Source organism: Marinomonas sp. ef1 (genome assembly GCF_002806845.1).
Taxonomy (GTDB): Bacteria; Pseudomonadota; Gammaproteobacteria; order Pseudomonadales; family Marinomonadaceae; genus Marinomonas; species Marinomonas polaris.
The window spans coordinates 142,133-157,596 of sequence record NZ_NHTT01000006.1 but is presented as its reverse complement, the minus strand read 5'-3'; the positions used below and the strand labels follow the sequence as shown (position 1 = coordinate 157,596).

Genomic DNA, 15,464 nt, shown 5'->3' with positions numbered 1-15,464 from the left:
CAGAGGATTTGAAGGGTATGTATAACGTGGCACCCCGAACAGATTAGTTTTTGATCTGACCCCAAGCTCATTCCGTCTCTGGGCACCATTTCCTAGTGTTCACCATCCTTTCTTCCAAATGCTTCGACACTGTTCTTAAGTCAAACTAATTAGCCTTGCTAACCGTCAATTTTCAATAAATCACTGAACCTAATAGCTCCTTTCGCTCACGCATCTTCTTGTGTTATCTGTTATAAAAATATTCTCACTCCATTCATTTGAGTTTTGTTCTTTCCTATTGGCGGATTAGCGAACAAGGATCCATAAAAATGTTTTCAAATGGGGGAAAATAAAACATAGTAAAGTAATTGTCAGTTTAGCTTGAGGGAGAAGGGGGATGGCATCAGAGTTTAAAGATATATCAGATCTGATCAAGCAGGGTATGCAGGTTGAAGCGATAGAGAAGCTTTTAGATCTCAGAGAAATGATGGCAGATATACGCGACGAAAATTTAGCGTTGAAAGAAACAGTAAAAAAGCTTGAAGCATCTTTAGAGGAAAAAACAAAGCTCGTCTATGAGGCTCCCTTTTATTGGATGATTGATGACGGCAATAAAGACGGGCCATTTTGTCAGCAATGTTCTGATAGTTCGACGATAACTATCAGGCTTCAGTTAGAGGGCAATGACTATTGGACGTGTCGTACTTGTAAACAAGCTTATAAGGGGCCTGATCATCAAATCCCACGACTATTTTGATAATAAAGGGAATTTCAGAAAATGAAAATTGATCCAGACTATCTATCCTTGCTGCTAAGTCCATTAGAAGATAATAATGTTCTAACGCTGAAAGAATATTTCATTGAACTTGAGAGAAGAGAAATCTTCAATAAAAAGCTTGATAAATCACATAAGTTTGAAACTCATGTTGAATATCTTGCTTCAAAAAAAATGATCTCAAATTCAGAAGGATTTAGCGATTTAAAGTTGATGGGATTTATATCTGATAAATCTGGTGGTTACGCAATACTTGGTATTGCAAAGATAATGAAGGTTGAGAAGGAGGAGGCGACTATGGCGCAGAATTTTAATATCGGGACTTTAAACGCCCAAAGTGCGCAACTTGGTAACGGAAATACTCAAAATGTTACTATCAACATCCAAGAGCTTGTCGAAAAAGTAGCGGCATCTGGTGACAAAGAAGCCAAAGGAGTGCTAATGAAACTACTGGAGAATCCGACGATTAGCGGTGTGATCGGTGCTGGTGTGTCTGGGTTGATTGGGATATTGGGTGGTGGTTAGAGCTGGTCGATACCTCATAAACAGCCAAATTGCCGGCGAATATCTTTTGCAACTCCATCCAAACCGGGAAACATAGTGGCATCGGATATACCTAACATGTTTAACTGCTTTCTTATTTTATCTTTGCTTTCGGCCTCAATAATGAAGGTATCAATGCTGACTATTTGATCTTGAGGATTGAAACCTTTTTTTTCTTCCGAAAAATCGTCATCTTCCATTTTGTTAACAAAAGGAAAAATAGTAAAACAACCTTCTTGAGCAGCGATTCGATCATTAATAAACGCTGAATTAAAGGCTGTTAATACTAATTCTTCTTCTTCTCCTAAACCGGCAGAAGTACTTCTTTGTGTTCTTGGGTAAAAAGAATATACAATGCCATCAAATTTGTCATGGTTTGGGTTTTCAACAGCAAAGAATAAGGCTTTTAATGGGTTTGTCGACCAGTCTAATAAGCGCGTTGGAACGCCATGATGTTGAGCATGAATCATCCACTCTATTTTATTTTTAGGCTCTCTATTGATATACCTAACCGCATGTTTCATAAAGAGATCAAGTAAATCATCCTCAACCCGTCGCCACCCTCCAACATAGTTGCTCTGCAGTTCTTTAGCATTGATTCGGGCTATTGAAGGTAATAGCTCCCATTCCGAGTTTGCTTGCCCACGATACATGTAATGTGGATGAGCATCTTGTATTCCTTCTAAAAATTGAATGACGGATTTGATTTTCAATTGAATGCCTCTGTTTAAAAATGCTATTAGCATAGCCCTATGTCGTGCTAACCAAAAGATACTTGATATCGATTTATTTTGGATTTATTAACCTCAACTTTGAGCCCATACTTATCCTGAGTAATAGAACGTACAAGTTCAAAAAACCAATTCGGTGCATCGGGTGCAACTCTCACTTCTATTATGAGAGTGTTTAGATCGACTTCTAACAAAGTACCTACATCATCTTTTTTTCGTTCTTCTAGAATTTTTTCGTTGGGATTGTAAGCTATTAATCTAACTTCATTTTCAAAGGTATAAAATTTTGATTTATGCAGTAAAGGGGATAGAGGGTGTTCATTTTTGAAGTGATCATTTTCGTGGTCTATGTAATGAATTTTCGAAATGGTTATTTCCTTGTTGTTTGGCTTAATAATAGCGGCAGAAAGTTTTTCTACACTGCTGATAATGCAAACAGAATTGATACCTCCACCATAGATTTTCCACATTGCCATGCTCTCTGAATCGTTTGCATGCCAACAGCTTACGTCTATCCATTCTGTGTGCTTTTGATAAAGGTGATTGAAATCATGATCACTTGCAGGAAATTCACCAAAAGCTGTCGATATGGTTCTATCCTTCTCAGATTGTTCGTAGGCTTTCTCTCTTTTTTTCTTTTCCAGCTTTTCTTCCGGTGTTAGAGGTGATGCACTGGGCCATGCATCAATTAACTGATTAAGTGCTGCAGCGCTTCCATTTTTTATAAAAGAAAAAGTTGGTGTTAGTCCTCCTTCCAAATTGTCTTCAAAATTGGAAGTCTTTGATAAAAATAATTTATTACTATCTAGAAGATGAACGAATTTCGAAAAATCCATATATTTTTGTAGTTCTGTTTCATTATCTAATGGTTCAATTGTTTTCATAAAACGACTGCTTACTAAATTAGAATGTTTAATATCAGATAGAAAAACTATCACTCTCTCAAATTTCGATACTGTTCTAGCTTTATTTTTGACTGCCGCTTTTCTTCATCATCGATCTTACGACGGACAATATTAATCAAGTCATCCAGATCGCTGACGGAGTGTTCTCCCCACGTTTTATACCGCTTTATGGCTAGCTCCAGCGAAAAATGCCAGTCGTAGTTCTCTTCCTTAATTGCCTCGTCAGTGATCTCACAGCGAATGTCGGACCTGCTTTTCCTCTGCATATTCGTTCCTTCAATGGCCTGTCTTCCAGACTAGCAAGACAATCCTCTATTTGTCTTTAAATAGTCACTCAATGCTTTCAATTAAAGACAAATGGTGACAAAACAAACATAATAAACAGCATAGCTTTAAAATAGTTGAGTTAGTAAAAGGACGTTTTGCGGTCATGAAAACTTCAGATTTTTTAGAAAAACTTAAAAAGATAGATACTACAGTGCCCTTTGATGCTGAGTTAGTGATTGGTGATGACTGGATGCCACAGCGTGTAACAGGGCTTTATCATGAACCTCCTCATACTTTCATAAAAGTTGAATCACCTACGACATATGACGAAGACGATTTTATAACTAGAGAAGAGCAGAAGGCCACCAGAGCAGCCGTTATGATGGCGCTGCAGGAAGCAAAGAAAATTGCTGAGAACTCAGCCTGTGATGCATCTACACAAAGTGCTCGAACGATCATTACATGGCTAGAGCCAATCTTAGGTAAGAAGAACTAATGAAAGAAGAACAAGAGGCCGAGTATCGCACTAAACTTGAGACTTTGCGCCAAGCTCTACAAGCTGGAGAGGATAGCGGCGAGAGTACGCTCACACATGCACAAATTATTGCCAAAGCGAAAGCTGAGTTAAATGGCTAATCAATAAACATATTCAAAGCTTGTTGAACAAGACCTGATTGATATTTACCTCTATACCGCCCAAAAGGGCCATAAATTCGAAGCCCACCTTCCCCCCCACCTAGTTGCTTTTTATTACATAACGTAACCAATATTAAATCTTAAAAACTCGTTGTTTTAGCTATGCTTAAACCATCTTTGATGGAGCAAGTGAATATGATGAGAGTGATGACGATAGTCGCTTTAACTGCGTTGGGGTATTTTATCCTTGGCGTTGTGGGGTTGGCTGTTGCGATTTCACCAGGATACTCAACGATTATTTGGCCTGCTTCTGGCTTGGCGGTGGCAGCGTCTATCTTTTTTCCTAAGCAAGCGCCGTTCGGTATTTTCCTAGGTTCTTTGTTACTAAACATTGGTGCGACTTGGGTTAATCATCATGTTTTTGCTTGGTCTCTTCCTGCTCTTATTGCTTTTGGCTCGACGTTGCAGTCTTTTGTTGGCGGCTATTTGGTTCGCCGCTTTGTAGGTATACCTTTTCAATTTCATCGTACTAGTTTAGTGGTTAGGTTTATCTTTTTAGCCGGTGTCTTATCCACCTTGATTAGTGCTAGTGTTGGTACAACGTCGCTGCTTTCTTTTGGCATCATTGGTAAAGAGGAGTTTCTAACCAATTGGCTGGTTTGGTGGGGCGGTGACATGATCGGGGTACTGGTTATGGTGCCTTGGTTAGCCGTGTGTTTCCCCAAATATTTTGGTAATAAATTTGATCATCCGCTGCGATTAATCGGCGGTTTTTTAACTGTGTTGGTTATTACGATTGTTCTGTCTTGGGGAAGCAGTTACTCGGAATGGAGCAAGCAATCGAGAGAGTTTCGTTCTAATGCTGAATTGTTAGAAGTGCTGCTTAATAATCGAATTAAAAACAGTGTGGATATGCTGCATAGCTTTGTTGGTTTGATAAACGGTAGTGAGCAGATTGAGGCGAATGAGTTTGAGCTTTTTGCTGACAGTGTAATGCGACGAGATGATTCTATTCTTGGGGTGTCATTAAACTTTGCTGTAGCCGGAAAGGATATTGCTAGCTTTGAACAGATGATTCAAAAAAGCTACCCAGACCATACCTTTCAAGTGAAAAAAAGAGACAGCGAGGGCAAACTTATACCTGTTGCGCCAAGAACTCGACATATTGTAGTGACCTTTATTAGTCCCTTAAAGGGTAATGACGCAGCGTTGGGCTACGATGTTTATTCGCAGGCCGATCGACGTTTTGCCTTAGATAATGCGATTTTTCTTCGTGAAGCGTATCCAACAGCGCCACTTAAGTTGGTTCAAAATTCAAATGGAATATTGCTCTTCCTGCCTTTTTTTGATCGAAAAACAGATGCTTTTTTAGGTGTTGCTACAGCGGTTATTGAATTGGATGTGTTAACCGAAACGATTGTTAAGCAAGGGCTTCTCCCCAATACTGAGCTCTACTTGGTCGATACTGATAACGCGACATCCAAGCCTATTATCGTGACAAAAAATACGGCAGCTCATTTGTCTGCAGAAGAATTGGTTGCTCGTTACCATGCTGGTGAGTTTCATCATGCGGTGAATTTCGTAATTAATGTCGGTGGTAAAACCTGGCAGTTGTATCAAGTTAGTGACAGTTACTTTTTCAAACAGCCTTGGATCGTAAAATTCGTTTTAGCTTGTGGCTTTTTATTCACGGGATTGTTTGGTTGGTTTTTATTGATTGTGAGTAGCCATACAGCGGAAGTTGAAAATCGAGTGAGATTAAGGACGCGAGATTTGCAGTTGGCAAACGAGCATTTAAAAGCGTCTGAACTAGAGCAGAGTAAAGCCAAAGAAGAAGCGCAAGAAGCCAACCGCGCTAAGAGTGAGTTTTTGGCAAATATGAGCCATGAAATTCGTACACCATTAAATGGCGTTATTGGTTGTTTGTCTTTGTTGATGAATACGAAACTGCAGCCTGAGCAGTCGAATTTAGCAAAAATATCTCAGCAGAGTGCGGAATCCTTGCTGGATATTATTAATGATATTTTAGATTTGTCTAAGATTGAGATGGGAACTTTAGTATTAGATAAACAGGATTTTGAGTTACGTGCGTTAATTGAAGAAGTGACCAATATCTTTGTTTTAAAAGCCGAAGAGAAAGGCATTATATTAAATTCGCCAACGACACCTATTCCTAATGTTACGTTGTTTGGAGATAGATTACGCATCAAGCAAGTATTGGTTAATTTGATGGGTAATGCGGTTAAATTTACTCAAGAGGGTGAAGTGGCGTTGCGATTTGCGATTGAGCCGCTAGCAGATGATAGTGTTATTTTGCGTATTGTTATTGAAGACTCTGGAATTGGTATTTCTAAAGAGAATCAAAGCCATTTATTCCAGCGTTTTAAACAAGCCGATGGTTCGACAACACGCAAGTTTGGTGGCACTGGATTGGGTTTAGCAATCAGTAAAGAAATCATCCAAGCCATGGATGGTGAAATAGGTTTAAACTCGGTAGAAGGTCAAGGTTCATCTTTTTGGTTTCGTATACCACTCACGCTTGTGTCTGCTATGGAGCATACTTCTGTGGCCAGTTATGCTTCAGAATCGGCGGTTAGAGTGACGTTAATTTATCGTAATAAAACTGGTCGCGAGTATGTTGCTGCATTGCTCGATTCATTTGGTGTCATTTACAATGCTTACGACAGTGTTAACGGTGCGCTTGCTGATAGTGAATGGATAGGAAATTGTATATTACTGGACTCAGATGTCGTTTCGGCTGTTTCTGAAGTTTCTGAATTAGAAGTGTTCTGTAAGAAGAATGCGATTAAGCAAGTATTACTACAAGGACGTTCAAGTATGGATTTTGATAAAGAGAAGTACGATGCTTCTTTAACGAAACCCGTATTTCAGCAGCCGTTACTGGACGTTTTTGAAAATCTAAAACAGTTAGTTGAAGGAGAGCCTGTGATGGCGGCGAAAGACGTAGAAAAAACACCAGATGGACGGCCAATATTTACAGCCAAAGTTCTATTGGCGGAAGACAATTTAACCAACCAGATTGTTGCCCGTGGTTTGCTGAATTTATATGGCGTAGAAGTTGTGGTGGCGGAAAACGGTCAGAAAGCTGTTGAGCAAGCCCAATCAACTCAATTTGATATGATCTTCATGGATTGCCAGATGCCGGTAATGGATGGTTATGAAGCGACTCGAACCATTCGCCAGTTTACCGATGCTCAAACGCCTTCTGATGTAGCGATTGTTGCTCTTAGTGCTAATGCCATGAAAGGCGATGAAGACGAATGTTTTGCAGCAGGAATGAATGATCATATTGCAAAACCGATTTCACAAGATAAATTGATCGCAATACTCACAAAATGGCTTCCTTAGGGAATAGTATTGAGATGGAGATTCTTTGTCATGTTTGAGCCTAAGGTATTTGATAATACAGATTACGAGAGTCGTCTGGCCTACAACCACGAATTAATGACATTGGTTGCTGTGGAGTTTGTTAAAGAAGCAACGACCTTGTTAGGAGTGCTGCAGGCTCATATGGCAGATGAGGATTGGGATAATTTCGCTCTGGTGGCGCATCGTTTAAAAGGTGCTGCGTTGGAAGTGTCTGGTTATCGTTTTTGTCGATTAATTGCCGAGATGGAAAAACTCTCGATAAAGCGTGAAAGTGGCCTGTTTCCGACTAGCTATGTGACTTTGAATGATGAGTTTAAGGCCTTAGTGCTTGCCCTTAATCAAGAAGTTTTGCGTTAAATTTTATCTAATAGATCTTTTAATAACCTTTCATAGTGCTTTCGTTTTCACTTATTTTTCTTTCATTTCTGCTGTTTTTGCCTATTTCTCTTCTGTTTATTCGTCAAAAAGTTTCATTTGAATTGTAATTGTATTTCAAATGAAACCTAACTATCATCAAAGTGAAACATTTTCTTTCTATAGTCGTTCTTTCTTTTCTAATAAAAACTCATTGTGAGGAACACGGAAATGCATAATTTGAAGTTAGCGTCAGTTGTTGTTGGTTTATCTATTGCGAGTTCAGGCTTTGCCGCCACAGAAATAGAATGGTGGCATGCAATGGGTGGTGCAAATGGCGAAAAAGTAAATGAAATCGCCAAAGCGTTTAATGACTCTCAAGACGCTTATGAAGTGAAACCAGTTTATAAAGGTAATTATACCGAGACAATGACGTCAGCTATTGCCGCGTTTCGTGCGAAACAGCAACCGGCTATCGTTCAAGTCTTTGAAGTGGGTACCGCCAGTATGATGGCGGCAAAAGGCGCTATCTATCCAGTATATAAACTGATGAAAGATTCAGGTCAGGCGTTTGATGAAAGTGCTTACTTGAGTGCAGTTACGGGTTATTACTCGAACAGCGATGGTCAAATGCTTTCTATGCCTTTCAACAGTTCTACTCCAGTACTGTATTACAACAAAGATTTGTTCAAAAAAGCGGGTATTAGCCAAGCGCCAAAAACATGGCAAGATGTAGAAAGTGTTTCTAATAAATTGCTGGCGTCTGGCGTGACTTGCGGTTTCACAACGGCTTGGCAGTCTTGGATTCAATTGGAAAACCTAAGTGCTCGTCACAATGTGCCATTTGCTTCTTTGGATAACGGCTTTGGTGGTTTGAAAACAGAATTGAAATTTAATGGGCCATTGCAAGTTGCTCACGTACAGAAAATGGGCGAGTGGCAGAAGAGCGGTATTTTTAGCTATTCTGGCCGCACCAATGACGGTGCGGCTAAATTTTATAGCCAAGAATGCGCCATGTTTACCGAGTCTTCTGCAGGTTATGCAGGTATTAAGCGTAATGCGAAATTCGATTTCGGTGTTGCCGAGCTTCCTTATTGGGAAGGTAAGGTAAAACAGCCTTCTAACACTATTATCGGTGGTGCATCTTTATGGGTGTTGCAAGGCCATTCTAAAGAAGAGTACAAAGGTGTAGCTTCTTTCCTAAGTTACTTGTCGAAAGCTTCTGTGCAAGCGGATTGGCACCAATTTTCTGGTTACTTGCCAATTACTAAAGCGGCATACGATTTGACGAAAGAGCAAGGTTTCTACAAGGCGAATCCTGGTACAGAAACGGGTGTTACTCAAATGACAACGGGCACACCAACGGCAAACACCAAAGGTTTGCGTTTGGGTAACTTTGTGCAGATTCGTGGTGTTATCGACGAAGCACTAGAGTCTGTATGGAGTGGTGATGTAGACGCGCAAACTGCACTGAATACAGCGGTTGAGCGTGGTAATGCGCAGCTTCGTAAATTCGAAAAAGCGAACGATTAAATAAAATCTACGCCCTTATGTTTTAACGCATAAGGGCGTTTTTTTATAGAGACCTTTACTTGCGACTTCGTACAAAGGTCTTACTTAAATTGTTTTTCTTTTTTAATTTGTCGTTCTCTTTTTTTGGATTGTCCGATGACGGTTACCTTCCCCCAAAAAGGCCTGCCTTGGCTGTTGTTATTACCACAGTTGTTGGTGACGGCGATTTTCTTTCTTTGGCCTGCTGAGCAAGCTTTAGAACAAGCGTTTTACCAAGAAGACGCATTCGGTTTGAGTCGTGAATTTATTGGCTTAGAAAACTTTGCAGCCTTATTTACTGATCCTTTGTATTACCAGTCTATGTTAACTACTTTGGTATTCAGTTTTTCTGTTGCCATTGTGGGTATGTCTTTGGCGCTGTTGTTGGCCGTGATGGCGGATCGAGTGATCCGCGGCAAACTGGCGTATCAGACATTATTAATCTGGCCGTATGCCGTTGCGCCTGCTTTAGCTGGTGTATTGTGGTGGATTTTATTTGATCCGAGCATGGGGCCGATTGCCCTATGGTTGAAGTCTGCTGGTGTCGATTGGAACCATTACCTTAATGGTAACCAAGCCATGATATTGGTGGTGATAGCTTCTACTTGGAAGCAAATTAGCTACAACTTTTTATTCTTCCTCGCTGGTTTACAAGCCGTGCCACGTTCGCTTATTGAAGCGGCGGCGATTGATGGAGCGAGTCCCTTCAAGCGCTTTTGGACAATTGTCTTTCCTTTATTGTCGCCAACAACGTTTTTCTTGTTAGTGGTGAATCTTGTGTATGCCTTCTTCGAAACCTTCGGGGTGATCGATGCGACCACCAAAGGTGGTCCTGGTCAAAGTACGACTACCTTGGTTTATAAAGTGTTTAATGACGGTTTTGTCGGCTTAGATCTTGGTGGATCTGCGGCGCAATCTGTTGTGCTAATGGCGATTGTCGGTTTGATGACGGTCATTCAGTTTCGTTTTATTGAGCGTAAGGTGCAGTACTCATGATCGAAAATCGACCTTGGTTAACCTTTGCTAGTCATGCAACGTTATTAACGGGTATTGCTTTAGTGGCGTTGCCTGTTTGGATGGCGCTGGTGGCATCGACTCATCCTGCATCAGCTTTTGGTGCTGGGCATATTCCTTTGTGGTTCGGCGATGCTGGTGCGGAAACTTGGGGCACTGTATTGTTTGAAAAAGCCGGTAACGGCGTGGATACGCCAGTCTGGTTTATGATGCTGAACTCTTTGATCATGGCGCTGGGGATTACCTTCGGCAAAATCGCCATTTCGTTGTTGTCGGCTTATGCGATTGTGTTCTTTCGCTTCCCGTTTCGTAACCTGTGTTTTTGGGTCATTTTCATGACCTTAATGCTGCCTGTTGAGGTACGAATTGTACCTACTTACGAGGTGGTGGCGAATCTGGATCTGCTTAACAGCTACACGGGGTTAACCTTGCCACTGATTGCCAGTGCGACGGCGACTTTCTTGTTTCGTCAGTGCTTTTTAAGTATTCCGGGCGAGCTGGTGGAAGCCGCTCGAATGGATGGTGCTGGGCCGTGGCGTTTCTTTTTTGACATTTTGTTGCCGCTGTCTAGAACCAATATCGCGGCCTTGTTTGTGATCTTGTTTATTTACGGTTGGAATCAATATCTATGGCCTTTGTTGATCACCACAGACGACGCTTATTACACCTTGGTAATGAGTATAAAGCGCATGTTGTCGGTGACCGATGGTGATATCGCATGGAACCAAATTATGGCAACCACCTTATTAGCGATGTTGCCACCGGTTGCGGTGGTGATTGGCATGCAGAAGCTGTTTGTTAAAGGCTTAGTGGATTCGGAGAAGTAGTAATGACGGACGTTATTTTAGAAAAAGTTGGTAAGACCTATCCTAATGGTTATCACGCGATTCCAAGCGTAGATTTATCGATTGAAGAAGGTGAGTTTATTGTTTTAGTTGGTCCATCAGGCTGTGGCAAATCTACCTTGTTACGCATGGTGGCGGGGTTAGAAAGCATTTCGACTGGCGAGCTACGCATTCGTGGCGAGCGCATGAATGAAAAAGAACCTGCTGAACGTGACATCGCCATGGTGTTTCAGAATTACGCCTTGTACCCGCATATGTCTGTGTACGACAACATGGCCTATGGCTTGAAAAACCGCGGAATGGCAAAAAATCTTATTGAAGAAAAAGTCACTGATGTGGCGACTATGTTGGGTTTAACTGAATTGCTACAGCGTAAACCGCGTCAATTATCCGGTGGTCAGCGTCAGCGTGTTGCCATGGGGCGCGCTATGGTTCGAGATCCGAAAGTGTTTTTATTTGATGAACCCTTGTCTAACCTAGATGCTAAGTTGCGAGTGCAGATGCGCGTCGAGATTCGTCAGTTACAGCGCAAGTTAGGCACTACGACCTTGTATGTTACCCACGATCAGGTGGAAGCCATGACCTTGGCGGATCGCTTGGTGGTGTTAAACAAAGGGAAGGCAGAGCAAATTGGTACGCCAATGGATTTATACAATAAACCTGCAACACCTTTTGTCGCAGCGTTTATTGGCTCGCCGTCGATGAACTTGATCAATGCAAATCTTACAGAGCAAGGTATTAAAATCTCTGAAGCCTTAACGTTGCCGCTTTCTCATCAACATCGAGGGGGTATTGTTTGGGGGATTCGTCCCGAGCATTTAGAAGTGAGCGATGAGCATAACGCCGATTTCGCTTTGCGTATACTGGCAGTAGAATCCTTGGGAGCAGAGACTCTAATTCACGGCAAAATAGAGACTGAATTAGGTAATGGCGAGCCGATGGTGGTACGTTTATCAGGGCCACATTTACCGGAGGTGAATAGCCTTATGTGGTTAACGGCGCCAGTGTCGCATTGGCACTTATTTGACGCAAAAACTCAACAACGATTGTGAGGTCGATATGGAAAACGGCAGTGTTTCAACAGGTTATATTGTTAAAGATAAGGTACTAAATACCAAAGTAATGGGGCATCGTGGTGCTGCATTATTGGCGCCAGAAAATACCTTGGCGTCTATTCGAGCGGCAGCCGAAGTCGGCGCGACTTGGGTAGAAATTGATGTGTATTTAATTGCCGAAGGTGGTCTGGTTATTTTTCATGATGACACACTGGATCGCTGCACCAATGGGACTGGCTTAACTCGCGATGCTCGTCCTACTGAAGTGGCTGAATTGGATGCTGGTGCTTGGTTCTCAGAAAAATTCGCAGGAGAGAAAGTGCCAACTCTATTGGACGCACTGGAATGTATTCAATCGTTGGGCCTTGGTTTGAACCTTGAGATTAAACACGATAGCGCAGACGTGGAAAATATTGTGCCTGCGGTCATGGCGATGTTGCGTGATCACTGGGAAGACAACAATAAGTTGATGATTTCTAGTTTTAACTTAGCGGCGTTAGAACTTTGTTATGAGATTGATGCCCAGCGACATCTTGCTCCTTTGTATGAATACATCCCTGATGACTGGCAAGAGCAGCTTGCATCTATTAGAGCCTATAGCTTGAATTGTGATTACTCACGATTGACCGAAACTCAGGCGCGAGCGGTAAAAGCGGCTGGATATAAATTGCTGTGTTATACCGCTAATGATCCTAAAAAAGTGGAAGCGCATTGGGAATGGGGAATGGATGCGGTAATTACCGATGACCCAACGAAGTTTGCTTTTTTATCGGCTTAGCCTTTTCTGTGGCTGAGCTGTTTTTTTAATAATTTCACTAGGGCTATTTTGTGGGTTTGAATGAGCGACAAAACCAGATATTAAACTGGGTGCAACAAGAAGACGCGTTATTGGTGGAAGACATGGTGGCACGTTTTAACGTGTCATCACAGACCATTCGTAAAGACATTAATCAGCTTGCTGAGCGTCATCTTGTTCGTCGTACTCATGGCGGTATTGCTCCGGTTTCTAGTACGGAAAATTTGCCTTTTGATCATCGTCAATTTTTGAACAGTGATGCGAAAGAAGCAATTGCTGCTCAGGTTGCACAGATTATTCCTGACGGCGCCTCGGTGTTTTTAGGTATCGGTACAACGGTCGAATACGTGGCGAAAGCTTTGGTGTCGCATAATAATTTGCAAGTCTTTACCAACAACTTAACCGTGGCGAGCATCTTGGGTGATTACCCTGATGTTCGAGTGCGTGTGCTGGCAGGAAAATTACGCCATCGTCATCATGATTTAGTCGGTGAAGAGACCTTATCTGGATTGCGCCAATACTATTTCGACTACGGCGTATTAGGCTGTGGAGGCATGGATGAAGATCAAGGGATATTGGATTTTGACCCTGAGGAAGCGGCGGTAAGTCGAGTGTTGGTTGAACAAAGTCGTCACAGTTTGTTGGTCGCCGATCAACATAAGTGGGGACGCAAAGCAATGGCGCGGGTACAGCCTTTTTCGGCGATAGATTGGCTTTTTAGTGATGTGCTAACCGAATCGCAAACCCATTTACTCACCTCTCATGGTGTTCAAATTCAACTCTGTTCTTAGGACGAATATGTCGATATCTGTTTCTTCTTCGTTAGGCTCTTCTGGTTTAGAGCTTTCTGCTTTAGAACTTTCCTCTATAGATAAAAGTGCATGTCAAGGTTTGCGTTTTATCTTAACCGACTTTGATGACACGCTGACATGGGAAGGTCAGCTACCTGTTGAAACATTACGGGCTCTGGCGCAACTGGAGGCGAATGGCATTAAGGTGATTCCAGTAACGGGCGGTTGTGCTGGTTGGTCTGATATGATTGCCAGAGCACTTCCTGTTGATGGGGTGATTACAGAAGGTGGCGCATGTTTTATTGGTAGAACTGCAGACCGTCATCTGACGTACTCTTTCTGGCGTGATGAGTCAGAAATGCGTGCAGAGCAAGCGCACATATTGACTCAGGTGAATCAGGTTCTAACCCAATTCCCGCGTTTACGTTTGGCAAGAGACCAAGCTTATCGACTCACTGACGTGGCAATTGATTACGCTCAAGACGTTAAACCCGCTGCAGTAGCCGACAAAGAGGCTTGTTTGGCAGCTCTGATTGCTATGGGTTTAAACGCTAAGGCTAGTTCGATACACATTAATGTGTGTTCGCAAGGTTACGATAAGTTTTCCATGGCGCAGCGCGTGTTAGGCGATGTATATGGCTTGAGTGAAGCGCAGCAGCAAGAGCAAGTGCTCTACGTTGGTGATGCGCCTAACGATGAAAGTATGTTTGCGCGTTTTCCACTGAGTGTCGGTGTGGCAAATATCGCCGAGCACTTGTCGATTATGAGTCACCATCCTCGTTATCAGACGACGCAACCGGGCGGCTTGGGTTTTGCCGAACTAGCTGAGTTTATTCTTTCTGCACGACAAGCTTAAATTATTGCTTGTCGTGTGGTTTCTTAGGTTTTTTTCTTGTTATCTTTTATCTTATTGAAAAGTGAAGCAATGCCAACGGCAACGCCACCTAGAATTAAGCCAACTGAGAAGCTAATGCCTGTGTTTATTAAGCCTGTAACAAGTGGGATTTGGGCGATTTCACCAGACACTGCCATGTCAGCAAGATGGTGCAAAGTTGGCAAGCCATGAACAAAAATACCGCCGCCAACTAAGAACATAGCAATGGTGCCGACGATGGTCAAAAGGCGGATCAGCATTGGCGCGCCTTTCAATATGACTAAACCAAGTTGTTTGACGAATACTGTGTTTGATTGGTTTAGGTGTAAGCCAATATCATCAAGACGCACGATTAACCCAACCAAGAAATATACACCGACGGTGACAATAACGGCGATCAGGCTAACGACAATGGCTTGTGTTAATAAGCTTTGTCCCGCCACAGTGCCAAGGGCAATAACGATAATCTCGGCCGATAAAACGAAATCGGTACGAATAGCGCCTTTCACTTTGCTTTTTTCTAGGGCTAATAGCTCTTTCGCTGAGTTCGCTTGCTTGACGTTTTTTCTTAGTGTTTCTTTTTCTTCATGGTTGTCTTTAAAAGTGTGAAGGACTTTTTCCACGCCTTCAAAACACAGATACAAGCCGCCGGCCATTAATAAAGGCTGAATCAGCCAAGGTATAAACGCGCTGATGGCTAGCGCTAACGGCACAAGAATTAGTTTGTTAAGAAAGGAGCCTTTGGCCACCGCCCAGACGACAGGCAATTCACGATCTGCTTTGACACCTGAAACTTGTTCGGCGTTTAACGCAAGATCATCACCTAGTACGCCGGCGGTTTTTTTGGCCGCGACTTTGGAGAAAACAGCAACATCGTCCAGCAATGTAGTGATGTCATCAAGAAGTGCTAGTAAGCCTGTCATTGCCATGATCGTTTTCCCTGTGAAAATAAAGTGTC

Annotated in this window: 16 protein-coding genes; 13 read left to right on the top strand and 3 right to left on the bottom strand. The window is 42.3% G+C overall.

The annotated features are described in order from the left end of the window. Positions 1-376: 376 nt before the first annotated feature. Positions 377-736, top strand: a complete 360-nt coding sequence (locus tag CCS02_RS10285) for a hypothetical protein (protein WP_100636502.1) — start codon at positions 377-379, stop codon at positions 734-736. A gap of 21 nt (positions 737-757) precedes the next feature. After that, a complete protein-coding gene (locus CCS02_RS10280) occupies positions 758-1,279 on the top strand; it encodes a hypothetical protein (protein ID WP_100636501.1) in 522 nt (173 codons plus the stop codon). 14 nt (positions 1,280-1,293) lie between these two features. Here CCS02_RS10280 and CCS02_RS10275 read toward each other — a convergent pair whose 3' ends face one another. After that, positions 1,294-2,043, bottom strand: a complete 750-nt coding sequence (locus CCS02_RS10275) for an FRG domain-containing protein (RefSeq protein ID WP_232728860.1) — start codon at positions 2,041-2,043, stop codon at positions 1,294-1,296. A 14-nt stretch (positions 2,044-2,057) separates the two neighbouring features. Continuing rightward, positions 2,058-2,912: a DUF2971 domain-containing protein gene (locus tag CCS02_RS10270; protein WP_100636500.1), complete on the bottom strand. Its 855-nt coding sequence runs from the start codon at positions 2,910-2,912 to the stop codon at positions 2,058-2,060. Positions 2,913-3,363: 451 nt separating this feature from the next. Here CCS02_RS10270 and CCS02_RS10260 point away from each other — a divergent pair, with 451 nt between their 5' ends. The 11 genes from CCS02_RS10260 to CCS02_RS10215 all read left to right on the top strand — a co-directional run bounded on the left by CCS02_RS10260 (position 3,364) and on the right by CCS02_RS10215 (position 14,488). Then, positions 3,364-3,696, top strand: a complete 333-nt coding sequence (locus CCS02_RS10260; protein WP_100636498.1) for a hypothetical protein — start codon at positions 3,364-3,366, stop codon at positions 3,694-3,696. Next, positions 3,696-3,836, top strand: coding sequence for a type II toxin-antitoxin system ParD family antitoxin (locus CCS02_RS22150; RefSeq protein ID WP_157807986.1), 141 nt, complete (start codon positions 3,696-3,698; stop codon positions 3,834-3,836). Before CCS02_RS10260 ends, CCS02_RS22150 begins: the two co-directional genes overlap by 1 nt. 162 nt (positions 3,837-3,998) lie before the next feature. After that, positions 3,999-7,205 (top strand): ATP-binding protein, encoded by a 3,207-nt coding sequence (locus CCS02_RS10255; RefSeq protein ID WP_232728857.1) that lies wholly within the window; start codon positions 3,999-4,001, stop codon positions 7,203-7,205. A 30-nt stretch (positions 7,206-7,235) separates the two neighbouring features. Further along, positions 7,236-7,583: an Hpt domain-containing protein gene (locus CCS02_RS10250; RefSeq protein ID WP_100636496.1), complete on the top strand. Its 348-nt coding sequence runs from the start codon at positions 7,236-7,238 to the stop codon at positions 7,581-7,583. 228 nt (positions 7,584-7,811) lie between these two features. Then, positions 7,812-9,113: a sn-glycerol-3-phosphate ABC transporter substrate-binding protein UgpB gene (ugpB, locus tag CCS02_RS10245; protein ID WP_100636495.1), complete on the top strand. Its 1,302-nt coding sequence runs from the start codon at positions 7,812-7,814 to the stop codon at positions 9,111-9,113. A gap of 135 nt (positions 9,114-9,248) precedes the next feature. Next, positions 9,249-10,127, top strand: a complete 879-nt coding sequence (ugpA, locus tag CCS02_RS10240) for a sn-glycerol-3-phosphate ABC transporter permease UgpA (protein WP_011978434.1) — start codon at positions 9,249-9,251, stop codon at positions 10,125-10,127. Further along, positions 10,124-10,972, top strand: a complete 849-nt coding sequence (gene ugpE / locus CCS02_RS10235) for a sn-glycerol-3-phosphate ABC transporter permease UgpE (RefSeq protein WP_100186530.1) — start codon at positions 10,124-10,126, stop codon at positions 10,970-10,972. The genes ugpA and ugpE overlap by 4 nt, the downstream gene beginning before the upstream one ends. A 2-nt stretch (positions 10,973-10,974) precedes the next feature. Then, entirely contained in the window at positions 10,975-12,042 is a 1,068-nt protein-coding gene (gene ugpC, locus CCS02_RS10230) for a sn-glycerol-3-phosphate ABC transporter ATP-binding protein UgpC (protein ID WP_100636494.1), read from the top strand. Positions 12,043-12,049: 7 nt separating this feature from the next. Then, the gene (locus CCS02_RS10225) at positions 12,050-12,823 is read left to right on the top strand and encodes a glycerophosphoryl diester phosphodiesterase (protein WP_100636493.1); all 774 of its coding nucleotides are present in this window, start codon (positions 12,050-12,052) and stop codon (positions 12,821-12,823) included. A 50-nt stretch (positions 12,824-12,873) separates the two neighbouring features. After that, positions 12,874-13,632, top strand: coding sequence for a DeoR/GlpR family DNA-binding transcription regulator (locus CCS02_RS10220; RefSeq protein WP_100636492.1), 759 nt, complete (start codon positions 12,874-12,876; stop codon positions 13,630-13,632). Between the two features lie 7 nt (positions 13,633-13,639). Continuing rightward, complete coding sequence (locus tag CCS02_RS10215; RefSeq protein WP_100636491.1) at positions 13,640-14,488, top strand: HAD family hydrolase; 849 nt, start codon at positions 13,640-13,642, stop codon at positions 14,486-14,488. 23 nt (positions 14,489-14,511) lie between these two features. Here the strand turns inward: CCS02_RS10215 and CCS02_RS10210 are convergent, their stop codons facing one another. Further along, positions 14,512-15,435, bottom strand: coding sequence for a DUF808 domain-containing protein (locus CCS02_RS10210; protein ID WP_100636490.1), 924 nt, complete (start codon positions 15,433-15,435; stop codon positions 14,512-14,514). Positions 15,436-15,464 lie beyond the last annotated feature (29 nt).

Coding starts and splice junctions, on each gene's coding strand:
- CCS02_RS10285 (WP_100636502.1), top strand. CDS start 377: ATGGCATCAGAGTTTAAAGATATATCAGATCTGATCAAGCAGGGTATG.
- CCS02_RS10280 (WP_100636501.1), top strand. CDS start 758: ATGAAAATTGATCCAGACTATCTATCCTTGCTGCTAAGTCCATTAGAA.
- CCS02_RS10275 (WP_232728860.1), bottom strand. CDS start 2,043: ATGCTAATAGCATTTTTAAACAGAGGCATTCAATTGAAAATCAAATCC.
- CCS02_RS10270 (WP_100636500.1), bottom strand. CDS start 2,912: ATGAAAACAATTGAACCATTAGATAATGAAACAGAACTACAAAAATAT.
- CCS02_RS10260 (WP_100636498.1), top strand. CDS start 3,364: ATGAAAACTTCAGATTTTTTAGAAAAACTTAAAAAGATAGATACTACA.
- CCS02_RS22150 (WP_157807986.1), top strand. CDS start 3,696: ATGAAAGAAGAACAAGAGGCCGAGTATCGCACTAAACTTGAGACTTTG.
- CCS02_RS10255 (WP_232728857.1), top strand. CDS start 3,999: ATGCTTAAACCATCTTTGATGGAGCAAGTGAATATGATGAGAGTGATG.
- CCS02_RS10250 (WP_100636496.1), top strand. CDS start 7,236: ATGTTTGAGCCTAAGGTATTTGATAATACAGATTACGAGAGTCGTCTG.
- ugpB (WP_100636495.1), top strand. CDS start 7,812: ATGCATAATTTGAAGTTAGCGTCAGTTGTTGTTGGTTTATCTATTGCG.
- ugpA (WP_011978434.1), top strand. CDS start 9,249: ATGACGGTTACCTTCCCCCAAAAAGGCCTGCCTTGGCTGTTGTTATTA.
- ugpE (WP_100186530.1), top strand. CDS start 10,124: ATGATCGAAAATCGACCTTGGTTAACCTTTGCTAGTCATGCAACGTTA.
- ugpC (WP_100636494.1), top strand. CDS start 10,975: ATGACGGACGTTATTTTAGAAAAAGTTGGTAAGACCTATCCTAATGGT.
- CCS02_RS10225 (WP_100636493.1), top strand. CDS start 12,050: ATGGAAAACGGCAGTGTTTCAACAGGTTATATTGTTAAAGATAAGGTA.
- CCS02_RS10215 (WP_100636491.1), top strand. CDS start 13,640: ATGTCGATATCTGTTTCTTCTTCGTTAGGCTCTTCTGGTTTAGAGCTT.
- CCS02_RS10210 (WP_100636490.1), bottom strand. CDS start 15,435: ATGGCAATGACAGGCTTACTAGCACTTCTTGATGACATCACTACATTG.